Below are 16,864 nucleotides of genomic sequence, written 5' to 3'. Positions count from 1 at the left end.
AATCTCTACTCCCCTTATTGATGTTCTGCGTCCTGCGGATCAGGGCCGCGGAAGCTTCCGGTGCAGCGGATTGTGCGTATAACGTTGCTTGGGCGCCTTCCTGCCGGGCAGCCCGGAGACTACCTCAGGTTCGTGGGCGCTCTTGGCCGTGCTGTCCAGCAGTTTGTAGGCGCTGGTCCCGGCGATGGACAGTCTCGGCGGGCTGAAGACTCTGCGGACCTGACGTCCGCAGCCAGGACATTCGGCGCTCTGCGGTGCCTGTCCGATGGCGAAATTCAGCTCCACCGCATCGCACGCGGCACAGCGGTACTCGTAAAGGGTCATGAAGCCGCTCCTTGTGTTGTTGCCGGCCCTACCTGGTCCGCGTTGCTCTTTTGTCGCGGCCGCCCCAGGAACAGTGAGGCAGCAAAGGATGCGGCGAAAATCAGCGCACCGGTCCAGGCGGTGGTGGCCGTCGAGACAAAGCTGCCGCTGAGCAACAGCAGGGCGGGAATGGTACAGGTCAACCAGCCACAGAAGATTGCGAACCATCCAGTGGCGGCCGTGATCGAGTCCTTGCCCAGGGCCATGAGGAGGAAGAACATGAACCACAGCACGGCCCACGTAATCCAGATGACGCCGAACAGCGGATCCGAGATCAGGGTGAAACTGAGGACGCCGATAACTATCGCGACGACAGCCACGAAGAGGCTAAACCAGCCGAGTCCCTCGGCACTGATGCCGGTCAGCTGCAGGATGCCGACGTAGAGGTAGGTAAAGCCGAACAGGAACAGACCGGCTGCCGCAAACGTCGGGGCCAATTCGCCTTGGGCCTGGGACAGCAGTACAAGCGGCACCACGGTCTGCAGGGCGCCCACGAAGAGATTGAGTATTGCGGCTGATTTTCCGGGAATCCGGCCGAGCAGCATCAGCCCATTGATGAAAAGAATTGCTCCTACGTATAACAGTCCTGCACTAGCCATATTTGCCTCATCGCAAAGGAAGTGGAACTAACGAACGGGTATGGGCCGAACCTAACAACCCATGGTTGCCCAGGTCAATGGGAGACGTTGGGAAAACCCTATGGCATGGGCTTATTGCCGCTTTCGGGCGGGACAGGGGCGACGGCCAGGCTACCAGCGGCCGTTGCGCGGCCTCGGCTGGCACACCGGGCAGGAGTAGGAGGAACGGTTCATGAAGACATCCCGCCGGATCTTGGTCTCCAGTCCCAGCGCGGCGCAACGGTTGCAGTTTTCCCGCTCGCGCCCGTAGGCGTTCAGCGACCGGGCGAAGTACCCTGAGGCACCGTTGACGTTCACGTACAGGGAGTCAAAGCTGGTTCCCCCGGCGTCCAGTGCGCGGTTCATGACGTCGCGGCAGGCTTCGACCAGCCTTTCCGCTTCCTTGCGCCGCATCGTGTCGGTGGGCCGGGCATAGTGCAGCTTGGCTGCCCAGAGGGCTTCGTCGGCGTAGATGTTGCCGATCCCTGAGACCAGACCCTGGTCCAGGATGGCGCGTTTGATTCCGGTGCGGCGGGCACGCAGGCGGCGGTAAAAGACATCGAACGAGAAGGCAGGATCCAGCGGATCACGGGCGATGTGCGCGGCCTCCACCGGCACCAGCGGCATGCCGGTTTCCGACAGCCCTCCCGCGTGCCCGTCAGCCGTCGGCACCAGGTCCGACAGGAAAACCCCGCCGAAGATCCGCTGGTCGACGAAGCGCAGTTCGGCCGGCATGGGCGTGCCGTCGGCATTCGCGGCAGGGCTCAGGATGAGGCGGACCTTCAAGTGCTTTTCGTCAGGCTGGACGGAATCCTCGACCAGCAGTTGCCCGCTCATCCCGAGGTGGGCCATCAGCGCAAGCTGCGGCGCACCGCCGTCGTTGTTGGTTTGTTCGCGCAGCGGCAGCCAAAGGAACTTGCCGCGGCGCACCACGTCTTCCACCCTGGCGCCTTCGAGGTTGCCGCGCAGGTCCTCGGCGCCGAGCGCATGGCGGCGGATGGAACGTTCGTCCAGGATCTCGACGCCGGTAATGGTGCGGCCGCGAACCCACTGGGCCAGGCCGCGGCGGACTACCTCGACTTCAGGCAGTTCAGGCATCTGCGGGTTCGACGGAACGCAGCTGGCGCCACGAGACGGCGGCAGCTTCCTGCTCGGCTTCCTTCTTGGAGTGGCCGGTGCCCTGGCCATAAGCGGTGCCGCCGATGCGCAGCGTTGCCACGAACGTCCTGGCGTGGTCCGGACCGGAGCCCTGGACGGCATATTCGACGCTGCCCATTTTGCGGGCGGCGGCCAGTTCCTGGATGCTCGTTTTCCAGTCCGTGCCCGCGCCTAGAGCCTCGGCATCCGCGAGCAGCGGGGAAATGAGGCGCATGACCATCCCGCGCGCGGTTTCGATGCCGCTGACGAGGTAGGTAGCGCCGATCAGCGCTTCGACCGTGTCCGCCAGGATGGAAGACTTGTCTGCGCCGTTGGTCAGCTTTTCGCCCTGGCCGAGCAGAATGTACTGGCCCAGATCCAGGTCGCGGGCAACCCCTGCCAGTGCACGGGTGCTGACGACGGCGGAACGGCGTTTGGCCAGCTCGCCCTCGGGCAGATCCGGATTGTCGCGGTACAGCGCATCAGTGACGGAGAAGCCGAGAATGGAGTCGCCCAGGAATTCGAGGCGCTCATTGGTCGGCAGGCCGCCGTGTTCATATGCGTAGGAACGATGTGTCAGAGCAAGACGAAGCGTCTCGGCGTCGATTTCGACGCCGAGACGCTTCAAAAGCTCTTCAGTTGAAGGCATGCGGACGCTATTTAAACGTCGGCTACCTTGCGGCCCTTGTACTCAAGGAACAGCGCGGTGCCTGCCGAGTCGGTGACGACCTTGGCCTGGTGAGGCAGGCTGTAGGTGACACGGCCGTTCTCAACGGTCTTCACCAGGTTGGGCGCAGTTGCCTTCCACTGGGACCGGCGTGCGCGCGTATTCGAGCGGGACATTTTCCGCTTGGGAACAGCCACGACTAACTCTCTTCTCTCTCGTCTGACTCTGTACGTGTTGCTGCCTCATCGGCAGCTGTGCCAGCCAACCCGGCGAGGGCTGCCCAGCGAGGATCCAAAACCTCATGTTGGTGGCCCGGATCCTCTTCAAGGCGCATCCCGCATTCAGGACAAAGGCCTTTACAGTCTTCCCGGCACACCGGCTGGAACGGCAGGGCGGTTACCACTGCGTCCCGCAACACCGGTTCGAGATCGATTGAATCGCGCTCTACCCGCCGCTGCTCTTCAGCCTCTTCATCATCCGGGCCCTGATCCTGCGGATCGAAGCCCTCGTAGTAGAAGAGTTCCTGCACCCTGACGGAGAGATCATACTCGATTGCATCCAGACAGCGCCCGCACTCCCCCGTTACATCAACGGTGCAAGTGCCGGAAACCAGAATACCTTCGTGTACGGACTCAAGCCGCAGATCCAACTCCATATCGGAGCCTTCCTGCACGCCAATGAGTGCTGCACCGAACTGATCCGGTGCAGGTACATGCTCGTTCAGGGTCCGCATAGTACCCGGGCTGCGCCCGAGATCCTTGACCGAAATGGCCAGGGGCGAATTTTGATCATGATTCATGATCACAACGATGAGAACTCCTATAGAACATAGACCGACGTATTATCTTAGCGCGAAGATGCCCATACTCTCAAATGGACGCTCCGCAGGACTATTGTCCTTGTTCGTCCTGCTGGAAACGTTGCAGCACGGCCTTGGGAACAAAGTCCGCGATATCACCACCGAGCGCCGCCACTTCCTTGATCAAAGTGGATGAGAGGTGTGTGTAATTGTTCTCCGCCGGCAGGAACACGGTTTCGACGCCAGTGAGATGGCGGTTCATCCGGGCCATGGGCAGTTCGTACTGGTAATCCTGCGTGGAACGCAGTCCCTTGATGATGACACCTGCACCATGGCTGCGGCAAAATTCCGCCAGCAGCCCGTCACCCATCGGCTCCACGGTGATCCCGCGCAGGTACGACAGGGTCTGGCGCGCCATGCCCAGGCGCACGTCGAGAGAGAACCTGTATTTCTTCGCATAGTTGGTGGAGACGGCGACGATCACTTCGTCGTACATGCTGGCGGCACGGGCAATAATTTCCACGTGCCCGTTGTGCAGCGGGTCATAGGATCCAGGGCAGACGGCTCGGCGCATATCTATGAATCTAATCCATTCACTGCACAAGTCACAGCACGTGAGCCCGCGGTTGTAGTGATATTACTGGGAGACATGAGCAGAACGGACGAAAACCTGGCCCAAGGATCCGCCTCCGGGAAGCGCGCACCGTGGCTACGCACGGCCGAAGGCGCCAACCTCCTGGGTGCGGACGGCCATTTGGGCGTGACCATCTTCGAGGAGATCACCACGCTGGCCGTCCGCGTCGGTGCGATCAACCTTGGCCAGGGGTTTCCTGACGAGGACGGTCCGGAGCTGATGCGGGAGGCTGCCCGTGACGCCATCTCGGCGGGCGCAAACCAGTATGCCCCGGGCAAGGGAATCCCCGCGCTGCGCGAAGCGATCTCCGAGCATCAGCGGCGTTTCTATGGGCTGACGCCGGATCCGGAGACGGAAATCATCGTGACCACCGGGGCTACGGAAGCCTTGGCCGCCGCTCTGCTGGCCCTGACCGGGCCCGGCGACGAGGTCCTGACCTTCGAGCCGTTCTACGACTCCTACGGTGCTGTGATCGCGCTCAGCGGCGCAACCCACGTCACCTCACCGTTGCTGGCGCCCCGGTTCCAGCCGGACTTGGCCGCGCTTGAGGCCGCTTTTTCCGACCGGACGCGCGTCATCCTGGTCAACAACCCGCACAATCCGATGGGCAGTGTCTTCACGCGGGAGGCGCTCACACGCATCGTGGAGCTGGCCAACCGCCACGACGCCATCATCATCACGGATGAAGTCTACGAACACCTCACCTTCGGAGTAGCCCACATACCCGTGGCCACGCTGCCCGGCGCATCGGAGCGCACCCTGACCATTTCCTCCGCGGGTAAGACGTTCTCGCTCACCGGATGGAAAATCGGCTGGATGAGCGGACCGGCCGAGCTTGTGGCGGCGGCGCGGACCGTCAAGCAATTCCTCAGTTATTCCTCCGGCACCCCCTTCCAGGCGGCCGTGGCAGCCGGTCTCGCGCTGGACGGATCGTTCTACGAGGACCTAGCGGGCACACTGCAGCGCAAGCGGGACATCCTGAGCGAAGGCTTGCGGGCGGCGGGTCTGGACGTCTTCACCCCGCAGGGCACCTACTTCATCAATGTGGACGCGGCGCCGCTGGGCGTTACCGACGCAACCGCTTTGGCCCGCCGGCTCCCGGAGCTGGTCGGCGTGGCAGCCATACCGGTTCCCGTGTTCTGCCACCCGGCAGGTGCGGAACGGACCAAGTCGCTGCTGCGCTTCGCCTTCTGCAAGCGTGTGGATGTGCTGGAGGAAGCGGCGTCGAGGATCGCCACCTTGAAGGACAGGCTCTAGCGGTGCCGAATCGTTTTCTGCGCGGCAGCGGCCTGCATGCCTCCATTGACCCGGACAGCAGGGTGCCGGGAGCATACGTCCTGAGTATCGGCGGAGCCGAGCAGTCACATGTCGATCTGAAGCACCCGGAGCATGTCTTCTATGAGTACCTGCGCCGGATTGCCAACGTCGTGGACCTTGCCGGCGAACCGGGGCAGCCTCTGCGCTCGTTGCATCTGGGTGCCGGCGCACTCACGCTGGCGCGCTACCTCCAGGCCACCAGGCCCGGCTCCGAGCAGCATGCTGTGGAGCTGGAACGTGAGCTGCTGGACTACGTCATCGACCAACTGCCGCTACCCGAGGGAACCGATCTGACGGTTTATATCGGGGATGCCCGCCAGGAACTGACCTTTGGCGATATCGACGGCGAGTTCGACGTCGTCGTGCTCGATGTCTTCGCCGGCGAGGATGCCCCGGAGCATCTGGCCACGGGCGGTTTCTACAGCGAGCTGCTCGAACTGCTGGCGCCCGGCGGAGTGCTGCTGGTCAACGTTGGCGACGACCCTCCGCTGGCCTTTGCCAAACGTCAGATCGCGGAGCTGGCGGACTGCACGCCAGCGGTGGCCGTACTGGGCGAAGCGGGCATGTTCACCAGCCGCTATGCTGGCAATTTGGTGCTCGCGGCCAGACGGGATTCGTGGCCGGAGGACTGGACGCAGTCTTTGCTGGCTGCCGGTCCGCACCCGGGGAATGTGCTCACGGGCGCCGAGCTTGAATCATTCGTGCTGGCTTAGGCCGGCTCCGCGAACCACAACTGCGTCTCACCGTACTTACGGCCGGAAAAACACTCCAGCCCGGCTGGCCAACATGGTTCCGGCGAACGCGAGGAACGTTCGACGACGACCACGGAACCCTCCGCCAGGAACGGCTCCAGCAGGGCCAGGATCTCCGCCAGCTTGTCTTCGGCGAGCGGGTACGGCGGATCGATCAGCACCAGGTTGTAATGCCTGCCCTCCTGCAGCCTGCCCAGGTATCCCTCGGCGCCGGTACGGTGGACCTGCACGACGGCCCGGCGCAGCACGGAGTTGATCATCTCGGCGTTGCGCCGGCACACAGCCGCGGCCTTTTCCGCCAGCTCGACCAGTTCGACGCGGGCTGCTCCCCTGCTGGCGCATTCGGCCCCCAGGGCACCCGAACCCGCAAAGAGGTCCAGAACGACGGCGTCATGGATGATGTCGTACGACTCGAGGCGTGAGAACAAGGCCTCCTTGACCCGATCCGTCGTCGGCCTCGTCGCGGTGCCCGGCACGTTGGCCAGCGTCATGCCGCCGGCGGCCCCGGCCACCACCCGGCTCATTGCTTACCCCCGTTCAAGGAAAGCCTCTTTCTCCGGGTTGAGATACAGTTCGATGGCCTCGGCCAATTCCGGGTAGTCCGCCAGCTGCGCGTCGTGTTCGATGATCGCCGCGGCGTCCATGCGGGCGTGTTCGATCACGGCTTCGTCTTTGATGACGCGCAGCAGCTTCAGCGTGGACTTGCCACCGGACTGGGATGACCCCAGAATGTCGCCTTCGCGCCGCAGCTTGAGGTCGTCCTGTGCCAGCCGGAATCCGTCAGTGGTCGCCTCCACCGCTTGCAGCCGCTCCCGGCTGGGGTGGCCCGGCTCCAGGCTTGTGACCAGCAGGCAGGTGCCCAGCAGCGAGCCGCGGCCCACCCGTCCCCGCAGCTGATGCAGCTGGGAAATGCCGAACCGGTCCGCATCAAGGATCACCATCATCGTGGCATTCGGCACGTCCACACCGACTTCGATGACGGTGGTGGAAACAAGCAGGTCCAGCTGTCCCTCGGTGAAAGCAGCCATGGTGGCGTTCTTTTCCGTCGAGTCCAGCCTGCCGTGAAGCACACCGATGCGCACTCCGGACAAGACCGGCAGCTCCCCGAGAAACTCGGCAATCCGTTGGACGGAAGCCAGCGGGCGGCCTTCCTCTCCGGCATCGGCAGTCGGCTCAAAACTGGCCGGATCCTCACCTTCGTCGTCGCCGATCTTGGGACAGACCACGTACACCTGCCTACCGGCGTCGACCTCCTCGCGCGCCCTGGCCCAGATCCGGTCTGCCCACCCAGGGTTCTCCACGAGTCCCACCAGATAGGTACGGATCGGGGCGCGTCCGGCCGGCAGTTCCCGCAGTACCGATGTTTCCAAATCGCCGAAAACAGTCATGGCTACGGTGCGCGGGATCGGTGTGGCGGTCATGACCAGCAGGTGCGGCGGCTTGATGGCCTGTGCGCGCAACTGGTCGCGCTGCTCGACGCCGAAGCGGTGCTGCTCATCCACGACGATCAGGCCGAGATCGTTGTACTCGACCTCTTTGGAGAGCAGGGCATGCGTGCCGATGACAATGCCCGCCTGACCGCTCCCGATATCCAGCAAAATACGACGCCGGGCAGCGCCCGCCACGGAACCGGTCAGCAGTACGACCTGGGTCCCGTTTTCATCGCCGCCAAGCATGCCGCCCTCGGCCAGGGGCCCCAGCATCCGCCGGATCGATTCGTAGTGCTGGCCGGCCAACACCTCCGTTGGCGCCATCAGGACGGCCTGGCCGCCGGCGTCGATGACCTGGAGCATGGCGCGCAGGGCAACGAGCGTTTTGCCGGACCCCACTTCCCCCTGCAGAAGCCGGTTCATCGGGTGGTTCTCCGCGAGCTCCGCGGCAATGGTGGCTCCGACTTCCTGCTGGCCACCGGTGAGGGTGAAGGGCAGCGAGGCATCGAAACGCTCCAGCAATCCAGCACGGCGGTGCGGCCTGGCGGTTGCTTCCTCGGCGGCCGCTTGTGCCCTGCGCCGAGCCAGCGCGGTCTGCAGGATCAGCGCTTCCTGGTACCTGAACCTCTCCTGGGCTTTAGCCACCGATTCCAAGTCCTGGGGGCGGTGGATCTGCTGGTAGGCGTCCTCCAGCGAATATAGCCGGTCGCGGATGGCGATATCGGCCGGCACCGGATCCTCGACCCGGCTGAAGTCCACGACGTCGAGCAGAGCTTCGACGGCGGCCTTGATCCGCCAGCTGCTTAGCTTGGCGGTGGCCGGATACAGCGGGACGGGGCGCCGGGCTTCCTCGGCGTCAAAACCGCTCTCGTCCTCAAGCAGCACGTAGTCCGGATTGGTCAGCGTCAGCTGGCTTTGGTAAGTGGTGACCTTGCCGGCAAACATGGCCAGCGTGCCCGGCAGCAGTTCCTTGTCCGCACGGTACGCATTGAAGAATGTCAGATGCACCTGGTTCAATCCGCGGACGGAATCATCGCTGACGACGACGTCGGTCAGGGTACCTTTCCGTGCACGCATCCGGCGTGTAGTGCAACTGACAACGCGGGCCACCAAGGTCACGTTTTCATCCCGCGGGAGCTCGGCAATACTGGTCAGCTCACCGCGCTTCAGGTAGCGGCGCGGGAAATAATTCAGCAGTTCGCCGACGGTGGTCAGGCCAAGGTGCTTCTCCAGCGCCGAAGCGCTGCGTTGGCCGAGCCGCCGCTTCAGTTCGAGTTCGACTTCTGCCGGCAGATGTTCAGTCATGGGCCTCGTACACCGGGGCGGAAAGATCGGTCACGGACAAATTGGATGGTTCGGCGAAGGCCCGGATCGCGGCCAAGGCGGGCTCCGCTGCCGGGACATGGGCGTGGACCCGCCAGCGGTAGCCGGCCTCCGACTCGGTCACCGCACTCAGGATCACGGAATCGCCCAGCTCGTCCAACTGCAGTCGCAGGGTGGCCGCATCCAGCGGACTCAAGTTGATGGTGCACATGACTTCCACGCCTTCGTGCGCCTGGCCGAGGTGGATGTGCGGATCCTGCAGGTTGTAGCCGTGCAGCCCGTCCAGCAGTTCCGGCTGCAGTTCCACCCCGAGGGCGCTGGAGCGCAACGTGTCCATGATGAGCAGGAAGCCGACTGCTCCAGCGTCCACCACCTGTGCGGCAGCCAGCGCGCCGAGCTGGTCTTCGGTCTGCACGACGGCGTCGAGGGCGGCCTCCACCACTGCTTCAAGCGTGACTGCCAGACCGTGGTTCGAATCGTCCCCGTTGTGGGCGGCTCCCTGGGAATTAGCAGCGCGTGAGACTGCTTCCATGGCCGAGAGCATGGTCCCGGGCACCGGATCGCTTAACGCCGACCAGCAGCGGATTTCCGCCCGCTGGAGCGCCGCGGCAAGCAACGGCCCGGTCATCCTGGTGGTGCCTTTCAACGGTTCCGCCATCGCGGAGAGGAAGACCGCGAACAAGGTGCCGGAGTTTCCGCGCGCTTCTTCCATGGCTGCCTGCCCGCTGGCCGCCAGCAGTTCGCCCACATCCGCGGTATCCGTCTCGGCGGCCGCCAGGGAAGCTGTCCTCACCGTCAGGTACAGGTTGGTGCCCGTGTCCCCGTCCGCAACGGGAAAGATGTTGATGGCATTGAGCCGGTCGCTGTGGTTGCCGAGCACCTCTTCCGCTTTCGCCAGCCAGCGCTTGAGCGCCTGTGTGTTCGCGGCTATCTTTGCGTGCAAGGTGTTCCAATCCCGCTGCCGCCGGCGCAAAAAGGCCAACGGACTCTTTCAGTTCTCCGGCGTTAACCGAGCCTACCGTAGCCGGAGCCCGACAGTGCGTAACGTTTCGGGCATGGCTGCAAAACAGGTGCAGTTCTCCGAGCTTCTAGCCGGTCGAGGCGAGATAGTCAGCCATCGACCCATTGCTCATTGCCTCGGATATTTCGGCGATGGCGGCTTCATCCTTGAGCACAATGGACTGGCCGTCGGCAGACATGCCGGTACCCAATGACGGAAGCGTAAACATCTCGATGTCATTACCGCGTACCTTCCACAGACTGGCGCCAAGGAAGGCTGCCGCCGGGCCGCTGAATTCCGAATCAACGCTGATATAAGGGGAGAACTCGGAGACGACTCCGCTCATCCGCAGCGGATTGGCCAGTGTGGCCGGTGAGAGGATTTCGGATACCAGGGCTTTCACGAACAACTGCTGGTTGGCCACACGCTGGTAGTCGCCGTTAGTGAACGACTTGCGCTCCCGGACGAAATTCAGGGCGGACTCGCCGTCGAGGGTCTGCACACCTTCCGGGAACGATTCGCCGTTTCCGCCGGTGATCTGGAAGGCGGCAGGATTATCGATCTCCACCCCGCCAAGAGCGTCCGTCAGCGACCGGAAGCCAGCAAAATCAACAGAGGCCACATGGTCGATGCGCGCGTTGAACAACGTCTCCACCGTTTCGACGACCAAGGGGGTACCCCCGAACGCCATGGCGGAGTTGATCTTGTGCTCTCCGTAACCGGGGATCGTGGTCCAGGTGTCGCGCATGATCGACATGACGTAGACCTTGTCGCGGTTTTCCGGAACATGCACGAGCATCATCGTGTCCGTCCGGCCGCCATTGGGCACCCCGGCCAGGTTTTCACCCTCGCCGCTTCCGCCGTCAGCGTCAGTTCCCATCAGCAGGATGTTCTTGGAGCCATCACCGGCTGCCTTGCTGACACGGTTCTCCGGGAACGCATGCTCAATTTTCTGCGAATTGTTGTCGAAGACGTTAGCCAGGTAAAAGACATAGCTGCCGCCGATGACGATGGCCACGGCCAACAGTGCCGCCAGCACGGCGAGCAGCTTGCGCACGGGTCGGCGCTTGGGGCGGCGGGGAGGGGCGTAGTCATAGTCGTAGTCAGACGTCATTCATTCACTTTCTTGATACGGGCCACGGACGAGCATAGTGGCCGAAACTGGACGGTTCCTGCAAAGCCCGCGTTCAGCAGCGAGCACGGGGGCTGGGAGGCGTCCCGTTACTGTCCGTCCCGGCAAGCGGATAGGCTGGATTCATGTCCCGGATGAACACCCTGCGCCGAAACCTGCCTGCCTTGTTGCTGGGGGCAGGGATAGTTTTCACAGCAACGGCCTGCTCTCCCATCGTGCAGGTTGATGCCGCCGAAGACGCCGCCAATCCCGCCTGTGCTCCGATGATGGTGATCCTGCCGGAGTTCGTTGCTGACGGTGAGCGCCGCGAGACCTCCAGCCAGGCCACCGCTGCCTGGGGCGACCCGTCCAAAGTCATCCTGCGCTGCGGCGTCCCGGTCCCCGGACCGACCACGGACCGGTGTGTCACGGTCAACGGCATCGATTGGGTCCTGCACGAGGGCGGAGAGACCTGGACTGCCACTACTTACGGCCGTGAGCCGGCAACGGAACTTATTTTCAATCCTGACGAGGTGGCCGAATCCACCATTCTGGTGGATCTGGCCGACGCGGCCGCGGAGATTCCGCAGACGAACAAGTGCATCAACCCGACGGACACGCTCGACGCCTCGTAGCCACGGGACGCCGAGCGGGAGCCGCACCTGTGGTTAGTGCGTCCGCTCTAGCGGTTAGCGCAGTCCCGTTTTGCGGTTGAGGGCGAGATAGATCAGTTCGTCGATCAGTTCGGTGTAGGGCAGGCCTGACTTGGCCCACATCTGCGGGTACATGCTGATCGGGGTGAACCCGGGCATCGTGTTGATCTCATTGATGATGAGATTGCCGTCCGGCGTGTAGAAGAAGTCCACACGGGACAGGCCCTCTCCCGCGACGGCGTCGAATGCCTTGCCGGCAAGTTCGCGGACACGGTCCGTGGCTTCCGAGGGCAGGTCCGCCGGGCAGCTGAGTGCCGCAGCCGCACCGTCTACATACTTGGCTTCGAAATCGTAGAAGTCATGGACGCCGGGCTGCACTGCAATCTCACCTGGGAGGCTGGTGCGCGGATCGTCGCAGCCGCGCCCCTGCAGGACGGCAACTTCGATTTCACGGCCGGCGATCCCCGCTTCGACGACGATCTTCGGATCGTGCTCCCGTGCGGCGTCGATGGCGGTACGCAGTCCGGCTGCGTCGGAAACCTTGCTGATACCCATCGAGGAACCGGCGCGGGCCGGTTTCACGAAGACCGGGAAGCCCAGTCCCGCCACACGTGCCAAGGCCGAGTCCGGGTCCTGCTGCCACTGGCGGTCGGTAATGACTTCGTAGGGTCCGACTTCGAGCCCGGCGGCTTCGAAGACCACCTTCATGTAGTGCTTGTCCATCCCGACGGCGGATGCCAGGACGCCCGCGCCCACGTAGCGTACGTCGGCCATTTCCAGCAGGCCCTGCAGGGTCCCGTCTTCACCGAAAGGCCCATGCAGCAGCGGCAGCACCACGTCGACCTGTCCCAGGTTCCGGATGGCGTCAGAGGCAGAACGGACAACCAGTTCGGTGCCGGAATTCCCTGCGGCCAGCAGCACCGATTCCGCCGCCGGGGCGACCTCCGGCCGGGTCTCCGAGGTCAAGGTCCAGCGGGCGGGATCCTCGGAGACCAAGGTCCACTGGCCGTTGGGAGCAATGCCGATCGGAACGACGTCGTACTTTTCCTGGTCGATGGCGGCCAGAACGCCTGCCGCCGTCACACAGCTGACCGAGTGCTCGCTGGAACGGCCGCCGAAGAGGACGGCGACACGCGGCTTCCGCGCGCTTGCCGGGGAATTCGGGCTGTTCGCTTCTTTGTTCACTGTTCCTGTTCGCCTTCGGATTTGAGCTCACGGGTGAGCAGTCGCGGGGCCAGGTCCTCGACGGAGATTTCTCCTTCGAGGACGGCGACCACGCTTTCGGTAATCGGCATTTCCACACCTACCTGGGTGGCCAGGTCGAGCACCGCGCGCCCGGACTTGATACCCTCCGCGGTCTGGGTCATGCGCTGGTTGACCTCGTCCAGTGTCAGGCCTTCGCCCAGCAGTCGGCCTGCAGTGTGGTTGCGCGAGAGCGGGGACGAGCACGTCGCCACCAGATCCCCCAGTCCGGCCAGGCCCGCCATCGTTTCCAGCTCGCCGCCCAGCGCCAGCGTGAGCCGCGTGGTCTCCGCCAGCCCGCGGGTGATCACGGAAGCCTTGGTGTTGTCGCCCATGTGCTTGCCGTCGCAGATGCCCACGCACAAGGCGATCACATTCTTGACGATCCCGCCGATCTCCACGCCCACAACGTCCGTGTTCGTATACGGGCGGAAGTACCGGGCGGTGCACGTGTTGGCGATCCATTGCGCCACATCGCGGTCGGTACAGGCCACTACCGAGGCAGTGGGTTCCTTGCGCGCAATCTCCATGGCCAAGTTGGGGCCGGAAATCACTGCGATCCGCGAATCGGGCAGCGAAAGTTCTTCCTTGATGACTTCGCTCATCCGCGAGTCAGTGCCGCGCTCCAGGCCCTTCATGAGGGAAACAACGACGGCGGTGTCCCCCAGCAACGGCTTCAAGGCCGCCAGCTGCGGACGCAGCGTCTGCGCGGGAACGGCAAGAACCACCAGCTCCGCCCCGTCCATGACCTCGGCCACCTCGCCGGAGGCGGTCAGGTTGTCCGGCAGGCGGATGTCGTTGAGGTACTGGCTGTTCAGGTGGCGGTTGTTGATTTCCTCCGCCACTTCCGGCCGCCGTGCCCACAGCCGCACCTGGATGCCCGGATGGGCGTCCGCCACGACTTTGGCAAATGTTGTACCCCAGCTGCCGGCGCCCAGAACAGCCACTACAGCGGGCAGATCCTGGTGGTTGCTCACGGTTTTTCCTCCGGTGGTGTGGGTGGCAGGTCGGCAGGCGGGGACACTTCGAAGTTCCGGCCGGTGGCGCTTTGGCCGCGCATGGCCGGGTCCCAGCGCTGGGCCGGGGGCTGCTCGCCGCGGAGTCCGGCCAGCAATTCCGTCACGGCGTCCAGGATCCTGGTCGTCGCCTCCTCGAGCACGGTTTTCGTCAGCGGCTGGCCGATGAATTCGCTCAGATCCACCGGCGGTCCGGCCACCACTCTTGCCGTCTTGCGCGGAAAGATATGGAGCTTCTTTGCGTAGCGCGGGAACAGTTCGTTGGCGCCCCAATGGGCAACCGGCACAACCGGGGCCCCGGTCTGGAGCGCCAGTCTGGCCGCGCCGGTCCGGCCGCGCATGGGCCACAGATCCGGATCCCGGGTCAGAGTGCCTTCCGGGTAGATGATCACGGCACCGCCCTGATCCATCACCTCCCGGGCCACGCTGAGGGAACGGTTTGCGCCGGCGCTGCTGCGCTCCACGGGGATCTGCTTGGCGGCCGACAGGATGGCGCCGACCACGGGGACCTTGAACAGGGAGGCCTTGGCCAGGAAGTGCGGAAAGAAGCCCTGGTTGTAGACGAAGTGGCCCACCACCAGGGGGTCTATTTCCGTATTGTGGTTGGGGCAGACGATGATCCCGCTGCCTTGCGGCAGGTTCTCCGTCCCCTCCCACTTACGCCTGAGGACCAGGTTCAGCACCGGGCGCACCAAGGCGGCCAAGGTGCTGAGCGTGGCCCGTTCCTTCATGGCCGGCCTCATCCTTCGTCCTGCCGCTTCAGGCAATGTCGAAGTCCGCGCCGAGGTTTTCCAGTTTGGACTGGAACCGCTCGTAACCCCGGTTGATCAGCTCAATCCCGGTTACCCGGGACGTGCCGTTGGCTGCCAGCGCCGCAATCAGGTGGCTGAAGCCGCCGCGCAGATCCGGAATGTCGATGTCTGTGCCCTGCAGCTGGGTGGGGCCCGAGATGACGGCCGAATGCAGGAAATTGCGCTGGCCGAAGCGGCACGGGATGCTGCCCAGGCACTCGCGGTGCACCTGGATGCTGGCGCCCATCCGGATCAGGGCCTGGGTGAAGCCGAAGCGGTTTTCGTAGACCGTTTCGTGGACGATGGACACGCCGGCTGCCTGGGTCAGTGCAACCACCAGGGGCTGCTGCCAGTCCGTCATGAAGCCGGGATGCACGTCCGTTTCGAGGACAAGCGGCGAGAGCTTCCCGCCGGTGTGGTAGAACCGGATGCCTTCGTCGTCGATATCGAAGGCGCCGCCGATTCTGCGGTAGGTATTCAGGAACGCGGTCAGATCCGGCTGCATCGCGCCCTCGACATAGATGTCACCCTGGGTGACCAGCGCGGCCGAAGCCCAGGATGCGGCCTCGTTGCGGTCCGGCAGTGCGCGGTGGTTGAAGCCGCTGAGGTGCGGAACGCCCTCGATCCGGATGACCCGGTCCGTCTGGACGGAGATGATGGCGCCCATTTTCTGCAGGACCGCGATCAGGTCCATGATTTCCGGCTCGATCGCCGCCCCGCTGAGTTCGGTGATGCCCTCGGCTCGGGTGGCGGTCAGCAGCACCTGCTCGGTGGCGCCGACGCTGGGGTAGGGCAGCGAGAGCTTGGCGCCCTTCAGGCCCTTGGGAGCGGAAATGGAGATACCGCCCTCGCGCTTCTCCACCACGGCGCCGAACTGGCGCAGCACATCCAGGTGGTAATCGATCGGGCGGTCGCCGATCTTGCAGCCACCCAGGTCAGGGATAAAAGCTTCCCCGATGGCATGGATCAGCGGCCCGCAGAACAGGATCGGGATGCGGGAGTCACCGGCATGCGCGTCGATGTCCTTCATCTGGGCCGTCTTGACCTTGGTGGGGTCCAGGGACAGGTCACCGGTGACAGGATCCTTGGTGACCTCGACTCCGTGCAGGCGCAGCAGGCTCGTCACTACCTCGACGTCCTTGATCTCCGGAACGTTGCGCAGCAGTGAAGGATCGTTGCCCAGCAGGGAGGCAACCATGGCTTTTGGTACGAGGTTCTTGGCTCCCCGGACGGACACCTTTCCCCTAAGAGGGACTCCTCCGCGGATGGTCAGAACGCTTGCCATATACACCTGTTTCCTCGATCTGCAACGCCTCCATACTTCGCGAAGGCCTCAGCTAAGCATAGAAGCTACCGTGACCATCCCGAAATAAAGTGCGATTAGCCACGCCGATGTTAGGACCGCGCCGGAAGAGTTTTCGGCTTCCAGGACGGACGGGTTGCCTCGTAGCTGGTGATGTCCTCTTCGTGCTGGAGCGTCAGCCCGATGTCGTCCAGCCCTTCGAGCAGGCGCCAGCGCGTGTAGTCATCGATCTCGAACGGCGCCGTGAGGGTTCCGCAGACCACCGTCTTTGAGTTCAGGTCCACCGTGATTTCGGTGCCCGGATGGTTCTCCAGTTCTTTCCAGATCAACTCGATGTCGTCCTGGGCGACCTGCGCGGCGAGCAGGCCCTGCTTGCCCGAGTTGCCCCGGAAGATGTCCGCGAAGCGCGACGAGAGGACCACCCTGAAGCCGTAATCCTTCAGCGCCCACACCGCGTGCTCGCGGGAGGAGCCGGTGCCGAAGTCGGACCCGGCCACTAGCACCGAGCCGCGGTTGAACGGCTCCTGGTTCAAGATGAAGTCTTCCTTCTTGCGCCAGGCCGAAAACAGCGCGTCTTCGAATCCGGTACGGGTGATGCGCTTGAGGTACACCGCAGGAATGATCTGGTCCGTGTCGACATTGGACTGCCGCAGCGGAACGCCGATGCCGGTGTGGGTGGTGAATTTTTCCATAGTCATTGTTTCCCCTA

Annotated in this window: 19 protein-coding genes; 3 read left to right on the top strand and 16 right to left on the bottom strand. The window is 63.8% G+C overall.

Annotated features, from left to right (window positions below; genetic code table 11):
• Positions 1-39: 39 nt before the first annotated feature.
• The 7 genes from AC3A4M_RS03795 to coaD form a co-directional block, all read right to left on the bottom strand.
• Positions 40-324: an FmdB family zinc ribbon protein gene (locus AC3A4M_RS03795; RefSeq protein WP_139006516.1), complete on the bottom strand. Its 285-nt coding sequence runs from the start codon at positions 322-324 to the stop codon at positions 40-42.
• The gene (locus tag AC3A4M_RS03790) at positions 321-962 is read right to left on the bottom strand and encodes an AmiS/UreI family transporter (protein WP_498734050.1); all 642 of its coding nucleotides are present in this window, start codon (positions 960-962) and stop codon (positions 321-323) included. Before AC3A4M_RS03790 ends, AC3A4M_RS03795 begins: the two co-directional genes overlap by 4 nt.
• 150 nt (positions 963-1,112) lie before the next feature.
• Complete coding sequence (mutM, locus tag AC3A4M_RS03785) at positions 1,113-2,078, bottom strand: bifunctional DNA-formamidopyrimidine glycosylase/DNA-(apurinic or apyrimidinic site) lyase (protein WP_498734049.1); 966 nt, start codon at positions 2,076-2,078, stop codon at positions 1,113-1,115.
• On the bottom strand, positions 2,071-2,766 hold the full coding sequence (gene rnc, locus AC3A4M_RS03780) for a ribonuclease III (RefSeq protein WP_498732745.1): 696 nt from the start codon (positions 2,764-2,766) through the stop codon (positions 2,071-2,073). Before rnc ends, mutM begins: the two co-directional genes overlap by 8 nt.
• Positions 2,767-2,777: 11 nt before the next feature.
• A complete protein-coding gene (rpmF, locus tag AC3A4M_RS03775) occupies positions 2,778-2,981 on the bottom strand; it encodes a 50S ribosomal protein L32 (RefSeq protein ID WP_055240805.1) in 204 nt (67 codons plus the stop codon).
• Positions 2,982-2,983: 2 nt separating this feature from the next.
• Entirely contained in the window at positions 2,984-3,559 is a 576-nt protein-coding gene (locus tag AC3A4M_RS03770) for a YceD family protein (protein WP_498734098.1), read from the bottom strand.
• 115 nt (positions 3,560-3,674) lie between these two features.
• Positions 3,675-4,157, bottom strand: coding sequence for a pantetheine-phosphate adenylyltransferase (gene coaD / locus AC3A4M_RS03765; RefSeq protein ID WP_498734048.1), 483 nt, complete (start codon positions 4,155-4,157; stop codon positions 3,675-3,677).
• A gap of 75 nt (positions 4,158-4,232) precedes the next feature.
• Between coaD and AC3A4M_RS03760 the strand changes: the two genes are divergently transcribed.
• A complete protein-coding gene (locus AC3A4M_RS03760; protein ID WP_498732743.1) occupies positions 4,233-5,474 on the top strand; it encodes an aminotransferase class I/II-fold pyridoxal phosphate-dependent enzyme in 1,242 nt (413 codons plus the stop codon).
• 2 nt (positions 5,475-5,476) lie between these two features.
• The gene (locus tag AC3A4M_RS03755) at positions 5,477-6,247 is read left to right on the top strand and encodes a spermidine synthase (protein WP_498734047.1); all 771 of its coding nucleotides are present in this window, start codon (positions 5,477-5,479) and stop codon (positions 6,245-6,247) included.
• Here AC3A4M_RS03755 and rsmD read toward each other — a convergent pair.
• The 4 genes from rsmD to AC3A4M_RS03735 all read right to left on the bottom strand — a co-directional run bounded on the left by rsmD (position 6,244) and on the right by AC3A4M_RS03735 (position 11,153).
• A complete protein-coding gene (gene rsmD / locus AC3A4M_RS03750; protein WP_498734046.1) occupies positions 6,244-6,810 on the bottom strand; it encodes a 16S rRNA (guanine(966)-N(2))-methyltransferase RsmD in 567 nt (188 codons plus the stop codon). The two genes, AC3A4M_RS03755 and rsmD, sit on opposite strands and share 4 nt — an antisense overlap.
• 3 nt (positions 6,811-6,813) lie before the next feature.
• Entirely contained in the window at positions 6,814-9,021 is a 2,208-nt protein-coding gene (locus tag AC3A4M_RS03745) for an ATP-dependent DNA helicase RecG (protein WP_498734045.1), read from the bottom strand.
• Positions 9,014-9,982 (bottom strand): DAK2 domain-containing protein, encoded by a 969-nt coding sequence (locus tag AC3A4M_RS03740; protein ID WP_498734044.1) that lies wholly within the window; start codon positions 9,980-9,982, stop codon positions 9,014-9,016. Before AC3A4M_RS03740 ends, AC3A4M_RS03745 begins: the two co-directional genes overlap by 8 nt.
• A 145-nt stretch (positions 9,983-10,127) precedes the next feature.
• A complete protein-coding gene (locus tag AC3A4M_RS03735) occupies positions 10,128-11,153 on the bottom strand; it encodes an LCP family protein (RefSeq protein ID WP_498734043.1) in 1,026 nt (341 codons plus the stop codon).
• Between the two features lie 143 nt (positions 11,154-11,296).
• On the opposite strand from AC3A4M_RS03735, the gene AC3A4M_RS03730 reads away from it, so the two are divergent.
• The gene (locus tag AC3A4M_RS03730) at positions 11,297-11,785 is read left to right on the top strand and encodes a DUF3515 domain-containing protein (protein ID WP_498734042.1); all 489 of its coding nucleotides are present in this window, start codon (positions 11,297-11,299) and stop codon (positions 11,783-11,785) included.
• 54 nt (positions 11,786-11,839) lie between these two features.
• Here AC3A4M_RS03730 and AC3A4M_RS03725 read toward each other — a convergent pair whose 3' ends face one another.
• The 5 genes from AC3A4M_RS03725 to leuD form a co-directional block, all read right to left on the bottom strand.
• Complete coding sequence (locus AC3A4M_RS03725; protein ID WP_498734041.1) at positions 11,840-12,988, bottom strand: D-alanine--D-alanine ligase family protein; 1,149 nt, start codon at positions 12,986-12,988, stop codon at positions 11,840-11,842.
• Entirely contained in the window at positions 12,985-14,022 is a 1,038-nt protein-coding gene (locus AC3A4M_RS03720) for an NAD(P)H-dependent glycerol-3-phosphate dehydrogenase (RefSeq protein WP_498734040.1), read from the bottom strand. Before AC3A4M_RS03720 ends, AC3A4M_RS03725 begins: the two co-directional genes overlap by 4 nt.
• Positions 14,019-14,804, bottom strand: a complete 786-nt coding sequence (locus AC3A4M_RS03715; RefSeq protein WP_498734039.1) for a lysophospholipid acyltransferase family protein — start codon at positions 14,802-14,804, stop codon at positions 14,019-14,021. The genes AC3A4M_RS03720 and AC3A4M_RS03715 overlap by 4 nt, the downstream gene beginning before the upstream one ends.
• A 16-nt stretch (positions 14,805-14,820) precedes the next feature.
• On the bottom strand, positions 14,821-16,137 hold the full coding sequence (gene murA, locus AC3A4M_RS03710; protein WP_074701999.1) for a UDP-N-acetylglucosamine 1-carboxyvinyltransferase: 1,317 nt from the start codon (positions 16,135-16,137) through the stop codon (positions 14,821-14,823).
• Between the two features lie 110 nt (positions 16,138-16,247).
• Entirely contained in the window at positions 16,248-16,847 is a 600-nt protein-coding gene (gene leuD / locus AC3A4M_RS03705) for a 3-isopropylmalate dehydratase small subunit (protein WP_074703369.1), read from the bottom strand.
• Between the last annotated feature and the right edge of the window lie 17 nt (positions 16,848-16,864).

The organism is Arthrobacter sp. Soil_C_60 (assembly GCF_057656375.1).
Note: the sequence above shows the minus strand (reverse complement) of the source record. Positions and strands in the feature narration are given on the sequence as shown.

Coding starts and splice junctions, on each gene's coding strand:
- rnc (WP_498732745.1), bottom strand. CDS start 2,766: ATGCCTTCAACTGAAGAGCTTTTGAAGCGTCTCGGCGTCGAAATCGAC.
- coaD (WP_498734048.1), bottom strand. CDS start 4,157: ATGCGCCGAGCCGTCTGCCCTGGATCCTATGACCCGCTGCACAACGGG.
- AC3A4M_RS03730 (WP_498734042.1), top strand. CDS start 11,297: ATGTCCCGGATGAACACCCTGCGCCGAAACCTGCCTGCCTTGTTGCTG.
- murA (WP_074701999.1), bottom strand. CDS start 16,137: ATGGCAAGCGTTCTGACCATCCGCGGAGGAGTCCCTCTTAGGGGAAAG.
- AC3A4M_RS03790 (WP_498734050.1), bottom strand. CDS start 962: ATGGCTAGTGCAGGACTGTTATACGTAGGAGCAATTCTTTTCATCAAT.
- AC3A4M_RS03760 (WP_498732743.1), top strand. CDS start 4,233: ATGAGCAGAACGGACGAAAACCTGGCCCAAGGATCCGCCTCCGGGAAG.
- AC3A4M_RS03795 (WP_139006516.1), bottom strand. CDS start 324: ATGACCCTTTACGAGTACCGCTGTGCCGCGTGCGATGCGGTGGAGCTG.
- leuD (WP_074703369.1), bottom strand. CDS start 16,847: ATGGAAAAATTCACCACCCACACCGGCATCGGCGTTCCGCTGCGGCAG.
- rsmD (WP_498734046.1), bottom strand. CDS start 6,810: ATGAGCCGGGTGGTGGCCGGGGCCGCCGGCGGCATGACGCTGGCCAAC.
- AC3A4M_RS03745 (WP_498734045.1), bottom strand. CDS start 9,021: ATGACTGAACATCTGCCGGCAGAAGTCGAACTCGAACTGAAGCGGCGG.
- mutM (WP_498734049.1), bottom strand. CDS start 2,078: ATGCCTGAACTGCCTGAAGTCGAGGTAGTCCGCCGCGGCCTGGCCCAG.
- AC3A4M_RS03715 (WP_498734039.1), bottom strand. CDS start 14,804: ATGAGGCCGGCCATGAAGGAACGGGCCACGCTCAGCACCTTGGCCGCC.
- AC3A4M_RS03735 (WP_498734043.1), bottom strand. CDS start 11,153: ATGACGTCTGACTACGACTATGACTACGCCCCTCCCCGCCGCCCCAAG.